Here is a 16,338-nt window from a genome sequence, read left to right on the forward strand (position 1 = left end):
AATGAAATTCAGTGAACTGTGGTTACGCGAATGGGTTAACACGACTCTCGACAGTGAAGCGCTTTCTAACCAAATCACGATGGCGGGTCTGGAAGTTGATGGCGTTGAGCCTGTCTCAGGCGCCTTCAATGGCGTCGTCGTTGGTGAAGTGGTTGAGTGTGGTCAGCATCCGAACGCAGACAAACTGCGTGTCACAAAGGTCAACGTCGGCGGTGACCGCCTGCTTGATATTGTTTGTGGCGCGCCAAACTGTCGTCAGGGGCTGAAAGTGGCTGTGGCAACGGTGGGTGCCGTTTTGCCTGGCGATTTCAAAATCAAAGCCGCGAAACTGCGCGGTGAGCCGTCTGAAGGTATGCTGTGCTCGTTTTCTGAGCTGGGTATTTCTGACGATCATGCTGGCATCATTGAACTGCCAACTGATGCGCCGATCGGTACCGATATCCGTGAATACCTGAAGCTCGATGACAATACCATCGAAATCAGCGTGACGCCGAACCGTGCCGACTGTTTAGGTATCATCGGTGTTGCACGTGACGTTGCCGTGCTGAACCAGACTGAACTGAATGCGCCAGAAATCGTCCCGGTTGAAGCGACCATTAACGACACCTTGCCGATTCAGGTCGACGCTGCTGATGCTTGCCCGCGCTACCTTGGTCGCGTAGTGAAAGGCATTAATGTTAAAGCACCAACGCCACTGTGGATGAAAGAGAAATTACGTCGTTGTGGGATCCGCTCTATTGATGCCGTGGTTGACGTCACCAATTTCGTTCTGCTGGAACTGGGCCAACCAATGCATGCTTTCGATAAAGATCGCATCGAAGGAGGGATCGTCGTCCGCATGGCAAAAGAGGGTGAAACCCTGGTTCTGCTGGACGGCAGTGAAGCCAAGCTGAACGCAGATACGCTGGTGATCGCCGATCACAACAAAGCCCTGGCGATGGGCGGTATCTTCGGTGGCGAACATTCCGGTGTGAATGATGAAACGCAGAACGTTCTGCTGGAATGTGCGTTCTTCAGCCCACTGTCAATCACCGGTCGCGCGCGCCGTCATGGCCTGCACACCGATGCCTCCCACCGCTATGAGCGCGGCGTTGATCCTGAATTGCAGTACAAAGCCATGGAACGTGCGACACGTTTACTCATCGATATTTGTGGTGGTGAAGCGGGTCCGGTTATCGACGTGACAAATGAAGCGACGCTGCCTAAGCGTGCCACGATTACGTTGCGTCGCAGCAAACTGGATCGTCTGATTGGCCATCACATTGCAGATGCGCAGGTAAGCGACATTCTGCGTCGCCTGGGTTGCGATGTGACCGAAGGTCAGGATGAGTGGCAGGCCGTTGCGCCAGGCTGGCGTTTCGATATGGAAATCGAAGAAGATCTGGTGGAAGAGGTTGCCCGTGTCTACGGTTACAACAACATTCCTGACGAGCCGGTACAAGCAGGCCTGGTCATGGGTACGCACCGTGAATCAGACTTGTCTTTAAAGCGTGTTAAAACCTTGCTCAATGATAAAGGCTACCAGGAAGTGATCACCTATAGTTTCGTCGATCCGAAACTGCAACAGTTGATCCATCCAGGCGACGAAGCACTGATTTTACCAAATCCAATCTCCAGCGAAATGTCAGCAATGCGTCTTTCACTGTGGACCGGTCTGCTTGGCACCATCGTTTATAACCAGAATCGCCAGCAGAGCCGTGTGCGTATTTTTGAATCCGGTCTGCGTTTTGTACCGGATACTCAGGCCAATCTGGGTATTCGTCAGGATGTGATGCTGGCAGGTGCTATTTGTGGCAACCGTCATGAAGAACATTGGGATCTAACGAAAAACAGCGTTGATTTCTACGATATGAAAGGCGATCTGGAGTCAATTCTCGATCTGACCGGTAAATTATCTGAAATCGAATTTCGTGCCGAAGCGATTCCTGCCTTGCATCCGGGCCAAAGTGCTGCCATTTATTTACACGGTAAACGCGTTGGTTTCATTGGCGTTGTTCATCCAGAACTGGAACGCAAATTCGACCTCAATGGCCGCACCATGGTGTTTGAGCTGGAGTGGAACGGGGTCGCAGACCGCGTGGTGCCTCAGGCTCAGGACGTTTCTCGCTTCCCGGCGAACCGTCGCGATATCGCTGTTGTGGTGGCAGAAAACGTGCCAGCAGGGGATATTTTGGCCGAATGTAAGAAAGTTGGCGTAAATCAGGTAGTTGGCGTAAACTTATTTGACGTGTACCGCGGCAAGGGCGTAGCAGAAGGTTCTAAGAGCCTCGCTATTAGCCTTATCCTTCAGGATACCAGCCGTACACTCGAAGAAGAGGAGATTGCCGCTACCGTCGCCAAATGTGTAGAGGCATTAAAAGAGCGATTCCAGGCATCATTGAGGGATTGAACCTATGGCGCTTACAAAAGCTGAAATGTCAGAATATCTGTTTGATAAGCTTGGGCTTAGCAAACGGGATGCCAAAGAGCTGGTAGAGCTGTTTTTCGAAGAGATCCGTCGTGCTCTGGAAAACGGTGAACAGGTAAAACTCTCCGGTTTTGGTAATTTTGATTTGCGTGACAAAAACCAACGTCCGGGCCGTAACCCGAAGACGGGGGAAGATATTCCCATTACAGCACGCCGCGTGGTGACCTTCAGACCCGGTCAGAAGTTAAAAAGCCGTGTCGAAAACGCAACGCCCAAACCAGAGTAATCTGAACTAACTAAAAAGGCCGCAATCGCGGCCTTTTTTCTTTGCGCTCTGGCATACCCACCGTAAAATCAACTACATCTCTCATCCGAAAACGAAGACCATGCCTGATTTTTCCCGTCATCAACATCGTTCCGAGCTGCGCTGGATGCTGTTACTCCTGTTGTCACTTTTCGCCGCCGTTGCGGTGAGCCTTTGCGCGGGCGATCGGTGGATTGGTCCCGAAAATTGGTTGAGTGAACAAGGCAAACTGTTCGTGTGGCAAATTCGACTGCCGCGCACGATGGCCGTGGTGCTGGTCGGAGCTGCATTGGCTCTGTGCGGCACCATGATGCAGGCGTTGTTTGAAAACCCACTCGCCGAGCCTGGGCTTCTCGGCGTCTCTAACGGCGCAGGCGTGGGTCTTATCGCGGCAGTGATGTTGGGGCAGGGCGAACTGTCGGTTTTAGGTGTTAGCATCAGTGCCATCGCTGGCGCATTGTTGATCACCGTTATATTGCTTCGTTTTGCCCGCCGACATTTATCGACCAGCCGGTTGCTGCTGGCTGGCGTCGCGTTGGGGATTATCTGTAGCGCGCTCATGACGTGGGCAGTTTACTTCTCAACGTCTTTCGATCTGCGCCAGTTGATGTACTGGATGATGGGCGGTTTTGGTGGCGTCGACTGGCGACAAGGCTGGTTGATGGTGTTGCTCATTCCGACGATCCTATGGGCTTGCCTACAGGCTAAACCATTAAACATGCTGGCCTTAGGCGAAACTTCCGCTCGCCAGTTGGGCTTATCCATCGCCTTTTGGCGCAACGTCCTGGTGATGGCGATTGGCTGGATGGTGGGCGTGAGCGTCGCGCTGGCGGGTGCAATCGGTTTTATCGGGCTTGTGATTCCGCATATGTTGCGACTGTGCGGCATAACTGACCATCGTACATTATTACCTGCATCGGCAATTGCCGGAGCAGCGACCTTGCTCATTGCCGATATTATTGCTCGCCTGGCGCTCACCGCCGCTGAACTGCCTATCGGCGTAGTTACCGCAACGCTCGGCGCGCCAGTCTTTATCTGGCTACTATTAAAGGCCGGACATTAAGATCCGCTCAACCGTAAGACAAACTAAGGGGAAGCTATGCAATCCGAAATCCTGAAAACTGAAGTGACAACCATCGACGGTAAGCAAACTACGCTGGAAGGCTACGAAGGTAAGGTCCTGCTGGTGGTTAACGTGGCATCCAAGTGCGGGCTGACGTCACAATATGAGCAGTTGGAAAACATTCAGAAGGCCTGGGAGAATGATGGACTGGTTGTGCTGGGATTCCCGTGCAATCAGTTCCTGGGTCAGGAGCCGGGTAGCGAAGAGGAGATTAAAACCTTCTGTAGCACCACCTATGGTGTGACATTCCCCCTGTTCAGTAAAATTGATGTGAACGGCGAGAACCGTCACCCGCTTTATAAAAAACTGATCGCTGCTGCACCCACTGCGGTTGCCCCTGAGAGCAGTGGTTTTTATGAACGCTTGGCCAGCAAAGGTCGCGCGCCGCTCTATCCAGACGATATCCTGTGGAATTTCGAAAAATTCCTGATTGGTCGTGATGGTCAGGTCGTACAACGCTTTTCTCCAGACATGACTCCAGAAGACCCGATCGTCATGGAAGCCATTAAGCTGGCGCTGGCGAAGTAATGACCATGCTGATGCAACTGACAGCGGTTGCTGATAAAGGCCGACTGGAAGCCATTTCTGCGCAGGTGAACACAGGTGAGATTCTTCATCTGGTAGGGCCTAACGGTGCGGGTAAAAGCACGTTGTTGGCCCGTATGGCGGGGTTGACGACAGGCGAGGGTGAAATCCTGCTGGAGGGGCGCTCGCTTTATGAGTGGCCTTCTGTATCGCTTGCACACCGGCGCAGTTATCTGGTTCAGCAGCAAGTCCCGCCGTTTGCCATGCCGGTCTGGCATTATCTGACGTTGCATCAGCATGATAAAGGGCAGTCTTCTTTGCTTGAGGATGTCACTGGCGCGCTAGGTCTGGACGATAAACTGGCGCGCGGTGCGAACCAGCTCTCTGGTGGCGAGTGGCAGCGCGTGCGGCTCGCCGCGGTCATTTTACAAATTCATCCTGTCGGTAATCCTCATGGACGTCTGTTGCTGCTGGACGAGCCAACCAGCGGCCTGGATGTTGCCCAGCAAGCCGCTCTGGATAAAATTCTGAGCGACCTCTCCCGCAAAGGCATTGCCGTGGTGATGAGTAGCCATGATTTAAACCACACGCTTCGTCATGCTCATCGAGTCTGGCTTTTAGCGCGGGGGAAACTACTCGCGAGCGGTCCGCGCGATGACGTGCTGACGCCACCCAATCTCGCCTGCGCCTATGGAATGGCCTTTCGCCGACTGGACATCGAAGGTCATAGAATGTTGATTTCTACTGCTCAGGAATAACCGTTTCTTGCAAGCTTGCGTAATCACAGGCTAAATTACGGAAAGGATATAAAAAGCAGAGGATTCGTCTGAAATGCGATTCTGGTTAATACTGGTGGGCATGCTTACTCTTGCAGGATGCAGCAGCCATCGAGCGCCGCCGCCAAACTCACGGCTATCTGATTCAATTACCGTTATTGCTAACCTCAACGATCAGTTGCGGAACTGGCGCGGTACGCCGTATCGCTATGGTGGTATGAGCCGTGGCGGTGTGGATTGTTCCGGCTTTGTGCTGATGACGTTCCGCGACAAGTTCGATCTGCAACTTCCGCGTGAAACACGTAAGCAGGCAGAACTCGGTACCGAAATAGATAAAGACGATTTACTCCCCGGCGATTTAGTGTTTTTCAAAACAGGATCGGGTGAAAGCGGTCTGCATGTCGGCATTTATGACACCGATAATCAGTTTATTCACGCTTCTACGAGTCGTGGCGTGATGCGTTCATCGCTGGATAACGTCTACTGGCGAAAAAATTTCTGGCAGGCTCGCCGTATATAAATTTGTAATGTAAGTGCCTGTTTTCGCTAAAACTGGCTATTATTGAATAACCAGGATAAGATTATTTTAGATTGATGGATAAATCTGAAAATTAAAAAGGAAAGAATGAAATTAATCTTATTAAAATCAATAAAGTTGAATTGTTTTAGCAATTGCTCCAGGATGCAAAACATCATCATTAATGTGGGGCGGGCGCTATGATTGTCAGCCTGAATAATCCTTATCAATCTGAACTGTTATTACTCCCTACCAGAAATAGTGTTGGGGAGTTAAAAGGTTTAGAAATTTTAGCTAACTTTGTTAGTGTGGGCGCGGACGTCCGCATTCCCACGGAACTGGTCACTCCGCATCTTTCCACGCAAGATGAGTTAACCCTGTTCCAGGAAAAACTGGTATTGCTGGATGCCTGCAAACTTTTCTTCATTCAGCATCAGCTTATCGCCTGGATAAATATTTCCCCGGTAATAGTAGAGTTCCTATTAACCGATGGGAACGTTGTTTCAATATTAGATCGGTATCCATTTCTTGAGTTTACTGTTAATGAGAATTTTCCCGGTTTAAATAACGGTAAAGACGATCCGTTGTTGGCGAGGATGACCATCCAGTTCCCGATGGTATTGGCCAACTACGGTGCGGGTGGGGCATCCAATAAAGCCATTTTCGATGGGCTGTTCAAACGTGTCATGATGGACAAAGGCTTTATCCATCAGCGCGTCACCGAATTTTCATTTGAACCCTTTATGCGCGCCATCCTTTCGCAAATCTCGCCTTACTGCCTGTCAGTGATGGTGGCCGGGGTGGATGATGAAGACATCTTACAGCGTGTTTCACTCTTCAACTTTGGTGCCATGCAGGGGAATCTGTGGTCCGCCGTCACGGCTGAACGCGTCACTTCTCTGGTTCAGGGATAACCCTTGTATTCACCCGTGTTTAACGACGGGTAAACCCTCTACACTATAGACAGGAGGACTTATGACCCTGTCTTTTACTGCCCACTGGCATGATGAACTACCCGGTTTTTATACTGAGCTCAACCCAACACCGCTAATCAATGCCCGTTTAATCTGGCAAAACAATGGCCTGGCGGATGAGCTAGGCGTGCCTTCGACATTGTTCCAGCCGTCCAGCGGCGCTGGCGTATGGGGCGGCGAAGCCTTATTACCCTGTATGCAGCCGCTGGCACAGGTTTACAGCGGGCATCAGTTCGGCTCGTGGGCCGGGCAACTTGGCGATGGTCGAGGGATCCTGCTGGGCGAACAACGTCTCGCGAACGGGCAAACCGTCGACTGGCATCTGAAAGGCGCGGGTCTGACACCCTACTCGCGTATGGGTGACGGTCGCGCCGTCTTACGCTCGACAATCCGTGAAGCGCTGGCATCCGAAGCGATGCATGCGCTGGGGATCCCCACCACGCGCGCATTATCCATTGTGACCAGCGATACGCAGGTGGCGCGCGAAACCCTGGAGCAGGGGGCAATGCTCATGCGCATTGCGCAAAGCCACGTACGCTTTGGCCATTTTGAACATTTCTACTATCGTCGCGAACCGGATAAGGTGCGCCAGCTGGCGGACTTTGTGATCAATCACCACTGGGCGCAGTGGAAAGACGATGCCGATAAGTACATCCTCTGGTTCCGTGACGTTGTCACGCGTACTGCGTCCTTAATCGCCAGTTGGCAAACGGTCGGCTTTGCTCATGGCGTGATGAATACTGACAACATGTCCATTCTCGGGCTGACCATGGATTACGGTCCTTACGGTTTTCTGGATGATTTTCAGCCGGGTTACATCTGTAACCACTCGGACTACCAGGGGCGTTATAGCTTCGAAAATCAGCCTGCCGTGGGGCTGTGGAATCTTCAGCGTCTGGCACAGTCTTTATCGCCGTTTATCGACGTAGAAGCGCTCAATGATGCGTTAGATTTATATCAGGATGTTCTGCTGCAAGCGTACGGCAAGCTGATGCGTCGTAAGCTTGGTCTGGTGACGCAGGAGAAGGGCGATAACGATATTCTGAATGGGCTATTCTCGCTGATGGCTGGTGAGGGTAGCGACTATACCCGCACCTTCCGTATGCTGGGCCAAACTGAACAACACATGTCGTCTTCGCCGCTGCGCGATGAGTTTATCGACAGACAGGCCTTTGATAACTGGTTTGCGACCTATCGTGAACGTTTGCAGAAAGAAGGCATTGATGATGCCGCGCGCCAGGAGCAGATGAATGCGGTTAATCCGGCAATGGTGCTGCGTAACTGGCTGGCCCAGCGGGCGATTAGCGAGGCAGAGCAGGGCAATTACGCTGAACTGCATCGCCTGCATGCCGCGCTGATAACGCCCTTTGCCGATCGCAACGATGACTACGTCAGCCGTCCGCCGGACTGGGGTAAGCGGCTTGAGGTGAGTTGTTCGAGTTAAGGGGCAAGGAAAACCTGCGGAGTGTGATGCGCAGGATGCAGGCCGACGTGAACCTGAGCACCGTACCAGCGTGCCAGGTCATCGGCCTGTAACACTTTCTCCGGCGCACCTTGCGAAACAATGCAACCTTCATGGAGCAGCACGATTCGATCGGCCCACAGCGCGGCCAGATTTAAATCGTGCAGCACTACGCAAACGTGGAGATTTCCCTGCGAGGTTAAGGATTTCAACAATCGTAGCAAATGCTGCTGGTGGTAGAGATCCAGCGCCGATGTGGGTTCATCCAGGAAAAGCCAGCCGCGCGGACCGCCGTCGCACCACAGTTGCGCCAGGGCGCGGGCAAGCTGCACGCGCTGCTGTTCACCGCCTGAAAGCGCGGCGTATTGCCGTCCTGCCAGCGGCAGGCAACCCGTCATCTGCATGAGCTGATAAATAACCGATGATTCTGGCCGCTGAGTCCAGGGTGAACGGCCCATGCCGATAACGGCCTCAACCTGCCAGTCGAAACCGAGCTGCGTTTGCTGACGCATAACCGCGCGATGACGCGAAAGTGTCTGCGTGTTCCAGTTATCTAGAGGTTTGCCCTCAAGCGTACAGCGTCCAGAATCAGGTTTAAGGAAGCCGGTTAATAGCCGCAATAATGTGGATTTACCGGCACCGTTGGGGCCAATCAACGCCACCAGCTCCCCTTTTGACAGAGTCAGCGACACATCACAAATTACCGCTCTGCCAGCTGCGTGATACGTCAGATCCTGTGCGAAAAATTGTTCAGCCACGTTGCCCACCTTGTCGGAAAATAAGCCACAGGAACCACGGTACGCCAAGAAGACTGGTCAACAGACCCACTGGCATTTCGGCGGGGGCGACCACCGTCCGCGCAATTGTGTCGGCAATCAACAGCAAAAAAGCGCCCGCCAGAACCGAGCCGGGGATCGCCGCGCGATGATCCGAGCCCAGCCACATGCGCATCAGATGCGGTACCACCAGGCCAATAAAACCGATGACGCCGCTCACGGCCACGGCGGATGCGACCAGCAGCGCGCTGCACACTAATAAAATGCGTTGAACCACGCGAACGTCCACGCCAAGATAATGGGCTTCTTCGTCACCTAGCTGCATCAGGTTAAGCGCTGCGGCTAAACGCCAGATAATCAACACCGTTGGGATCATCAGTGAAGTGACCGCCAGCAGCGTTGACCACTGTGCCGATCCCAGGCTGCCCATGCCCCACAGCGACAGCTGCCGGAGCTGGGCATCGTTGCTGATCCACGACATAACGCCCACCGCCGCACCACATAGCGCATTAATTGCAATGCCGACTAAAAGCAGGCGCGACAACGACCCGTTCCGTTGCTGGCTGAGCAAAAAAATGACCACCGTGGCGGCGAGAGCGCCGAGAAAGGCCGCCAGCATAGGTGCGTATAGCATCAACAGCGCCGGTAACGACACCGGCAACACCACCCAAAGCGCAACGGCACACGCTGCCCCGCTGCTGATCCCAAGCAAACCGGGATCGGCGAGTGGATTGCGAAAAAGGCCCTGCATCACGCAGCCCGCCAGCGCCAGCGAGCCGCCAATGACCAGGGCCAGCAGCACGCGCGGCAGCCGAATGGTGAGCCAAATTTGCCGTAGTGCTCCATCGCTGTGATTCCACAGCAGGCTGACCGGCAGACGCAGTGCGCCAAAACCGGTAGCCAGAAGCGTCATCAGCGCCAGCAGCAATGCCAGCATCCACAACGAAAGGGTGATGCGACGGGACATCAGGGGAGTTGCTCCGCTTTCTCACGCAACTGCTGAATAGCCTGAGGTGTGCGAATACTGAAACCGAGTAAGGCCATATCATCAATCAGGAGTACCTGCTGATGACGACCTGCTGGCGTTTGCGCCAGCCCCGGTAATTTCCACAGGTTTGCTTCTCCTCCCATCGCCTTTACGCCAGCGTGAGAAATCACCACCAGATCCGGCTGGCTGGCAATAACGCCCTCCTGGGACAGCGGCTGGTAACGCGAAAAGCCTTGCATCGCATTTTGCAATCCGGCTGCATGAATCGCGACATCCGCCGCGGTTTGCTGGCCAGCCGCCATTGCGTTCATTCCGCCGTGGCTAAGAATGAACAACACACGCTTGTTCAGCGGCGGCGAAGGCAGCTTCGCTATTTCCTGACGCAAGACGGTGCGCAACGTTTCACCTTGTTCCACGCGATGGGTTGCCAGCGCGACGATGCGCACCTTCTCGTCGATCGCCCTGAGATCGTGGCTGCCAGGAACGGTCACCACCTTGATGTTGCTTTGCTCGACCTGTTTGAGCGCCAGCGAAGGCTGCGCTTGCGCACTCGCCAGCACCAGCGTCGGACGCATCGCCAGGATCCCTTCAGCGTTGAGCTGGCGTAAATAACCTACGTCCGGCAGCGCAGAGACCTGTTGTGGCCAGAGGCTAGTGCTATCGCGGGCGACCAGAGACGATTCTGCGCCCAGGGCATAGACTATCTCGGTCACGTCACCGCCCAACGACACAATTTTTTCTTGCGGCGCAGCAAAGGTAGCCAATGGCAATGCGGCAATCAGGGCAAGCAGTGTTCTCATGCGGCCAGCCCTTTTGGCGTCAGGGCATCAATCTGCGCGCGCCACTGCGTCTGCTCGGGTTCGCCTTCGGTACGCTGACCGTACAGTTGGGCAATCTGTGTCCCGTCGGCCGCAAAGAGCTCAAGACTGGTAACGTGACCCTCGGCCGTTGGTTTACGCGTGACCCAGGTTTCAGCAACCGTCTCTTCCAGCAGATGCAGGGTAAAGGTTGGATTGAAGATATTCAGCCAGCCCTTCATCGGAACCAGTTTTTCAATGACGCCGGTAAAAATCTGCACACAGCCGCGGTTGCCCACGAAAACCATTATCTCGTTGCCATCCTGACGCGCGGTCGTCAGCAACTGCGCCAGCGCACTATTATCTACCTTGCAGGCCAGGTCATCGCCCACCAGGCTGAATGCCTGCTGGCGGCTCAGGTTGTGGCGTTTCAGCAGGCTAAAGAACTGATGCACATCGGTCATGGCCCGCCACTCTTTGTCCACCGTCACGGCATCGGCGGCGTCCGCATTTGTGACGGCTTCTGCGGCTTTCAGTTCCAGCGGTGAATTATCGGCGATGATAAAGCGCGTCAGCACCTCGCCCCAGCCAGAAAGGTCGGTATTGTCGGTCGCGTAGACCTTCAGCAGCGCATCGCCCTGATGGTCGAAGAATTGAATACTCTGTTTTTCGCCGCGCGCTGTGGCTTCGCTGATGTGAAATACGCTTGCCCACTGGTTTAGAAACAGGCGCAAATCCAGCGCGCGAGGATTGAGCACCAGCCCAGCGTGGCCGTTAAGGTGCTGATTGGTAAAGGTCCCGACCTGTTCATGAACCGCATATTCATTACGGCAAATACACTTGGTTTCGCCGACGGCTTCCAGTGCGCCGAGGATCTCGCGAATGTCGCCGCGCAAACGCCACGCATCGTGACCCACGCGCGCGAAGGTCAATTCAGCCTCGCTGATGTTCATTAACCCGGCGATGTCACGCGCATATTTACCCGGGTTTTCGTCTTTAAGCTCACGCCAGCGTGTGTAGTGATTCATTGTTTTTCCTTCCAGATGTCAGCGCCCCGGCGAACCGGGGCAAGGGGATTACCACTGATAACTCACGAAAATCTTACCGTTGCGGCCATCCTGCGGGATGCCCTGCGGTGACCAGTACTCTTTGTCGAAGGCGTTGCCCAGCACAAGCGTAGTCGTGACACCTTTAAGTTGCTCCTGGCCCTGATAGCTCACGTAAAAATCGTTCACCGCATAGCCCGGCTGTTTGCTGTAGCTGCTGCTGATGTGCGTCGAACGATCCATAAAGGTACCGATCCAACCTACGGAGAAGCCGCTTTGCGCAACCGGTACGTTCAGTTTGCTGGTGACGGTGTCCGGGTTAATGCTGGAAATAAACTCGCCGGTATCGGTATCTTTTCCACGCGTGCGGTTATAGGCCATGTCCAGGCTGAACAGATCGGCAGAGTATTTCGCCATCATGTCCCAGCCCCAGATTTTGGCGTTCGGTACGTTATAGGACATGGTGGTCGCGGCGGCAAAGTCGACCGTGGTAGAAATGTAGTCTTTCGCTTTGGTATCGAAGTAACTCGCTTTGAACTCCAGCGCATCGTTAGCCAGCATCAGGTCGTCAAAGCGCAGGCCAAAACCAACTTCCTGCGTTTCGTTGGTTTCTGGACGCAAGTTCGGGTTTGGTACCCAGTAGTTGGTGTAGAAGCTCCCGATGGAGAAGTGCTTAGCGTCGTTGTACATCTCGCCCATCGTTGGGGCGCGGAACGCCTGGGCGTAAGATCCAAACAGCATCAGCCAGTCGGTCGGACTGACGGTTAAGCCCGCGCGCGAAGACCACCTGGTTGCATCCACATCGTCGTAGCCGTCGCTGCTGCCGCGATAGTTGTCGTAGCGCGTGCCGCCAAGCAAGGTGATCGGCAGATCGCGCAGGGTGATTTCGTCCTGCAACCAGCCGGAACTGAAGTCGATTTTAGCGTCCGGGAAGCCCGTGGTTGCACCGCCTGGATTTTGCTCCTGGCGATAATATTCACCGCCGTAGGACAGCAGGTGAGAAGCGAAAGAATCAGTGAAAAGACGGGTGCGGTTTTCTACTTTTGCGCCTGTGGTGGTCTGCTTGCGGAACTCTCCGCTGTTATCAACGTTCTGCGCATTGATACGCGCTTCGGACCAGTAGACTTTTGCATCCGCGTCCAGCCAGTCGTTGCCCTCTGGCGCGATACCGTAGGTCAATTGAGCATCACGCTGGATGGTAGAACGGTCTGTCATCGGATTGCTGCTGTCCGAGGCCTCGATGGTTTGCGGGTTTTTAGGTTCCTGCGATGCATTATTGTAGTAGCGCAATGAACCGCCCAGCGTCTGGGCGCTATCGATCTTCCAGCTTCCTTTCGCCAGCATATTGCTAATGGACTCGTCGTTTGGCGCGGTGCTGCCGTCACTTTGACGTAAATCACCGCGATCGCGGCTGGACCAAGACAACAGACCATCCAGCGTATCGGTGCGACCAAAGGCGCTGGCTCCCATGCCAATGCTGTGATCGCCCGTGGCACCGGTGCCAAATACGCGGAACCCGCTGTTTTTACCCACGTCGAGCAAATCCTTCGCATCGACCGTATCGTAGGAAATCACGCCGCCCAGTGCGCCGCTGCCGTACAGCAAGGCAGAAGGACCGCGTACCACCTCGATACGCTTGATCAATGCCGGATCGAGAAATGTGCTGTTAAGGTGGCCGGTATCGGTTCCCTGACGAACACCGTCAACCAGAATCAACACCCCGCGGCGATCGTAACCACGCAGATTCACATCCTGCCCATTAGTCCGCCCGGAGCCATCCAGGGTGATCCCCGGTACCCTACGCAGAAGATCGGCGGCAGAGCTGGCGGTTTGGTTTTCAGGGTCGGTCGCCTCAATGACGCTTACCATCATCGGTGCTTCAAAGGCGCTGCGGGCGTTGCCCGTCGCGGTGACGGTAATATCGTCAGCAGCAAAGGCGGCGGCAGGTAGGGCGCTGACAATCGCCAGCGCCAGCAGGGATGGGCGCAATGGCGCGGAATGCAGGTATGGCATAGCAACTCTCCATGTGGAAATCGAAAGTGCTGGCTGCCTGGGGATGACCTGGGTGGCTGGCGAAGAATAAAGTGTTTATTTAGTCAGAATGAGTTTTCCGGCATGTGTCTGGCGCAGCAAATACAGTTGGCCGTCATGCTCGATGATCACCCGTCCCTCGTCGCCAAGCAGACTTTTGCTGTCAATGCGGCGATCGGCTGGAGCAGGTATTGTGTTTGTTTTTATTGGCGTTGCCGCGCTGTTATCCGTACGTGACATAATGTTTATAAATGACAATCAATTTAACAATGATAATCATTATCAATAAACTGGAAAATTACGGCAAGTATTTTTGTGAAAATATTGTGACGGGATCAAATTTGGGGATTCGGTATGAACTGCGAACGACAGGCCGGGTAAGGCGAAACCGCCGCCCGGCAGGTATTTAAATTAAAATCGGCTCTCCACCGCCGCCGCCAGTTTATCCAGCAGCAGTTCGCTATCTTCCCAACTCAGACAAGGGTCAGTAATCGACTGGCCGTAAGTGATGGGTTGCCCGGCGACGACTTTTTGCGTGCCTTCCTTCAGGAAGCTTTCTGCCATGATCCCGGCAACGGCTGTTGAACCACTGCGGATCTGCTGGCAGATTTCGTCGCAAACGTCCAGTTGACGGCGGTGCTGTTTCTGGCAATTGCCGTGGCTGAAGTCCACCACCAGATGCTCCGGCAGGTCGAACTCATGCAACGTATCGCAGGCAGCAGCGATGTCCTCTGCATGATAGTTCGGCTTTTTGCCGCCGCGCATAATGATATGCCCGAAAGGGTTACCGCTGGTTTGATAGATGGTCATCTGGCCGTTTTTATCCGGCGAGAGGAACATATGGCTGGCGCGTGCGGCACGAATGGCGTCTACGGCGATATGCGTATTCCCGTCGGTGCCATTCTTAAAGCCGACCGGGCAGGAGAGCGCAGAGGCCATCTCGCGATGGATCTGGCTTTCGGTGGTACGTGCGCCAATCGCGCCCCAGCTGATCAGATCGGCAATAAATTGCCCGGTCACCATATCAAGGAATTCCGTCGCGGTCGGGACGCCAAGCTCGTTGACCTGAAGTAACAGCTTGCGCGCCAGCTCAATCCCGTGATTCACGCGATAGCTACCGTTCAAATCCGGATCGGAAATTAATCCTTTCCAGCCCACCACGGTGCGTGGCTTCTCAAAATAGGTACGCATCACGATTTCAAGGCGGTCCTGATGCTTATCGCGCAACACCTTAAGGCGCTTCGCATAGTCCATTGCAGCATCGAGATCGTGAATGGAGCATGGCCCAATAACCACCAACAAACGGCGATCTTCACCGTTGAGGATTTTTTCAATGCGACGGCGGGATGCGGTCACATGTTCCGCAACGCTCGCGGAAACAGGATGCCGCTGCGCCAGTTCTGCGGGCGTGACCAGGCTTTCGATACGCGCCGTGCGAAGTTCATCGGTTTTATTCATGGAATGTCTCAGAAATTTTTTGCTTCATCGGCAGACTACCGGAAGTGATGGGCATCACCTTAAACCAATCCCTGCTGATTTCAAGTTCGGGGCAATGCGGCCCCGAGAGTGAAAGCGATCATAACTGAAAATGAATTATCGTACTAGCATATTAGTACATACGACGGTTCAGCCCCATGATGTCGAGGATCTTAGTGGCGATTTCCTCAACGGAATAGTTGGTACTGTTGAGCCAGGGGATCTGGTTTTTACGGTATAAGGCCTCGACTTCAGAGACTTCCATCCGGCACTGGCGCATTGAGGCGTAGCGGCTGTTTTCACGACGCTCTTCACGAATGGCGGCAAGTCGCTCCGGATTAATGGTCAGACCAAACAGCTTGTGCTGCAACGGTTTCAGCGCCGCAGGCAGTATAAGATTATCCATATCATCGGCAATAAAGGGGTAGTTTGCCGCCCGAATACCAAACTGCATCGCCAGGTAGAGGCTGGTCGGGGTTTTACCGCAGCGTGAGACGCCCAGCAATATCACCTGTGCCTGATCGAGATTACGCATTGAAATGCCATCATCGTGGGCGAGGGTGTAATCAATCGCGGCGATACGCGCGTCGTATTTAATCAGGTTACCTGGATTAAGGCCGTGTGTTCGATGGGCAATTGGCGTGGGGTCCAGCTTTAACTCGCCCTGTAACGGGGCAACCAGCGCCTGGACGATATCCTGACAGAACCCTTCACTTTGCAAAATAATGGTGCGAATTTCGGGAATAACAATGGAATAAAACACCAACGGTCGCACGCCGCTTTGTTGATAAATGGCATCAATTTGCTCTTTGACCGCTTTAGCGCGGCTTTCGTTTTCCACAAACGGCAGCGTGATGCTGTTTATCGCCACCGGGAATTGCGACATGACCGCATGGCCGAGGACTTCGGCGGTGATTGCCGTACCATCAGAAATATAAAAAACGTGGCGATCGACAGCATTATCCATTTTATCCACCCTGAATATTGTAGCTAATTGACTGAAAGCATAAATTAAAAAAGTAAAAACCACAGCAAAGAACTTATCTTAATTATAAATGAAATGGTGTTTTTAATTTTAATGAAAAGTGGATTTCATTTTTCGAATAGTCGCTTTAGTTTGAGGGTTTTTAGAGGAA

General features: G+C 53.7%; 16 protein-coding genes. 8 read left to right on the forward strand and 8 right to left on the reverse strand.

Going from position 1 to position 16,338, the window contains the following annotated elements; genetic code table 11:
- Position 1 precedes the first annotated feature (1 nt).
- From pheT to selO, 8 genes are all read left to right on the forward strand, one after another.
- A complete protein-coding gene (pheT, locus tag AC6EMZ_RS04975; RefSeq protein ID WP_498401289.1) occupies positions 2-2,389 on the forward strand; it encodes a phenylalanine--tRNA ligase subunit beta in 2,388 nt (795 codons plus the stop codon).
- 4 nt (positions 2,390-2,393) lie between these two features.
- The gene (gene ihfA / locus AC6EMZ_RS04980; RefSeq protein WP_498401290.1) at positions 2,394-2,693 is read left to right on the forward strand and encodes an integration host factor subunit alpha; all 300 of its coding nucleotides are present in this window, start codon (positions 2,394-2,396) and stop codon (positions 2,691-2,693) included.
- 100 nt (positions 2,694-2,793) lie between these two features.
- Positions 2,794-3,774 (forward strand): vitamin B12 ABC transporter permease BtuC, encoded by a 981-nt coding sequence (btuC, locus tag AC6EMZ_RS04985; protein WP_498401291.1) that lies wholly within the window; start codon positions 2,794-2,796, stop codon positions 3,772-3,774.
- A 36-nt stretch (positions 3,775-3,810) separates the two neighbouring features.
- Complete coding sequence (locus AC6EMZ_RS04990) at positions 3,811-4,362, forward strand: glutathione peroxidase (protein WP_498401292.1); 552 nt, start codon at positions 3,811-3,813, stop codon at positions 4,360-4,362.
- Positions 4,362-5,117, forward strand: a complete 756-nt coding sequence (gene btuD / locus AC6EMZ_RS04995; protein ID WP_498401293.1) for a vitamin B12 ABC transporter ATP-binding protein BtuD — start codon at positions 4,362-4,364, stop codon at positions 5,115-5,117. Before AC6EMZ_RS04990 ends, btuD begins: the two co-directional genes overlap by 1 nt.
- A gap of 73 nt (positions 5,118-5,190) precedes the next feature.
- A complete protein-coding gene (locus tag AC6EMZ_RS05000) occupies positions 5,191-5,655 on the forward strand; it encodes a C40 family peptidase (RefSeq protein WP_498401294.1) in 465 nt (154 codons plus the stop codon).
- Between the two features lie 197 nt (positions 5,656-5,852).
- Positions 5,853-6,566 carry an EAL domain-containing protein gene (locus tag AC6EMZ_RS05005; RefSeq protein ID WP_498401295.1) on the forward strand — a complete coding sequence of 238 codons (714 nt, stop codon included), beginning with the start codon at positions 5,853-5,855 and terminating at the stop codon, positions 6,564-6,566.
- Positions 6,567-6,627: 61 nt separating this feature from the next.
- Positions 6,628-8,070 (forward strand): protein adenylyltransferase SelO, encoded by a 1,443-nt coding sequence (selO, locus tag AC6EMZ_RS05010; protein ID WP_498401296.1) that lies wholly within the window; start codon positions 6,628-6,630, stop codon positions 8,068-8,070.
- Here the strand turns inward: selO and AC6EMZ_RS05015 are convergent.
- The 8 genes from AC6EMZ_RS05015 to ppsR form a co-directional block, all read right to left on the reverse strand.
- Positions 8,067-8,846: a heme ABC transporter ATP-binding protein gene (locus tag AC6EMZ_RS05015; protein ID WP_498401297.1), complete on the reverse strand. Its 780-nt coding sequence runs from the start codon at positions 8,844-8,846 to the stop codon at positions 8,067-8,069. The two genes, selO and AC6EMZ_RS05015, sit on opposite strands and share 4 nt — an antisense overlap.
- Entirely contained in the window at positions 8,839-9,831 is a 993-nt protein-coding gene (locus AC6EMZ_RS05020; protein ID WP_498401298.1) for a FecCD family ABC transporter permease, read from the reverse strand. The genes AC6EMZ_RS05015 and AC6EMZ_RS05020 overlap by 8 nt, the downstream gene beginning before the upstream one ends.
- Complete coding sequence (locus tag AC6EMZ_RS05025) at positions 9,831-10,652, reverse strand: heme/hemin ABC transporter substrate-binding protein (RefSeq protein WP_498401299.1); 822 nt, start codon at positions 10,650-10,652, stop codon at positions 9,831-9,833. The genes AC6EMZ_RS05020 and AC6EMZ_RS05025 overlap by 1 nt, the downstream gene beginning before the upstream one ends.
- Positions 10,649-11,677, reverse strand: a complete 1,029-nt coding sequence (gene chuS, locus AC6EMZ_RS05030) for a hematinate-forming heme oxygenase ChuS (protein ID WP_498401300.1) — start codon at positions 11,675-11,677, stop codon at positions 10,649-10,651. Before chuS ends, AC6EMZ_RS05025 begins: the two co-directional genes overlap by 4 nt.
- Before the next feature lie 48 nt (positions 11,678-11,725).
- Entirely contained in the window at positions 11,726-13,708 is a 1,983-nt protein-coding gene (locus AC6EMZ_RS05035; RefSeq protein ID WP_498401301.1) for a TonB-dependent hemoglobin/transferrin/lactoferrin family receptor, read from the reverse strand.
- A 75-nt stretch (positions 13,709-13,783) separates the two neighbouring features.
- The gene (gene hemP / locus AC6EMZ_RS05040; protein WP_498401302.1) at positions 13,784-13,966 is read right to left on the reverse strand and encodes a hemin uptake protein HemP; all 183 of its coding nucleotides are present in this window, start codon (positions 13,964-13,966) and stop codon (positions 13,784-13,786) included.
- A gap of 171 nt (positions 13,967-14,137) precedes the next feature.
- Positions 14,138-15,184, reverse strand: coding sequence for a 3-deoxy-7-phosphoheptulonate synthase AroH (gene aroH / locus AC6EMZ_RS05045; RefSeq protein ID WP_498401303.1), 1,047 nt, complete (start codon positions 15,182-15,184; stop codon positions 14,138-14,140).
- A gap of 151 nt (positions 15,185-15,335) precedes the next feature.
- Complete coding sequence (gene ppsR, locus AC6EMZ_RS05050; RefSeq protein ID WP_498401304.1) at positions 15,336-16,169, reverse strand: posphoenolpyruvate synthetase regulatory kinase/phosphorylase PpsR; 834 nt, start codon at positions 16,167-16,169, stop codon at positions 15,336-15,338.
- Between the last annotated feature and the right edge of the window lie 169 nt (positions 16,170-16,338).

It is taken from the genome of Enterobacter sp. SCRI0065, assembly GCF_059766475.1.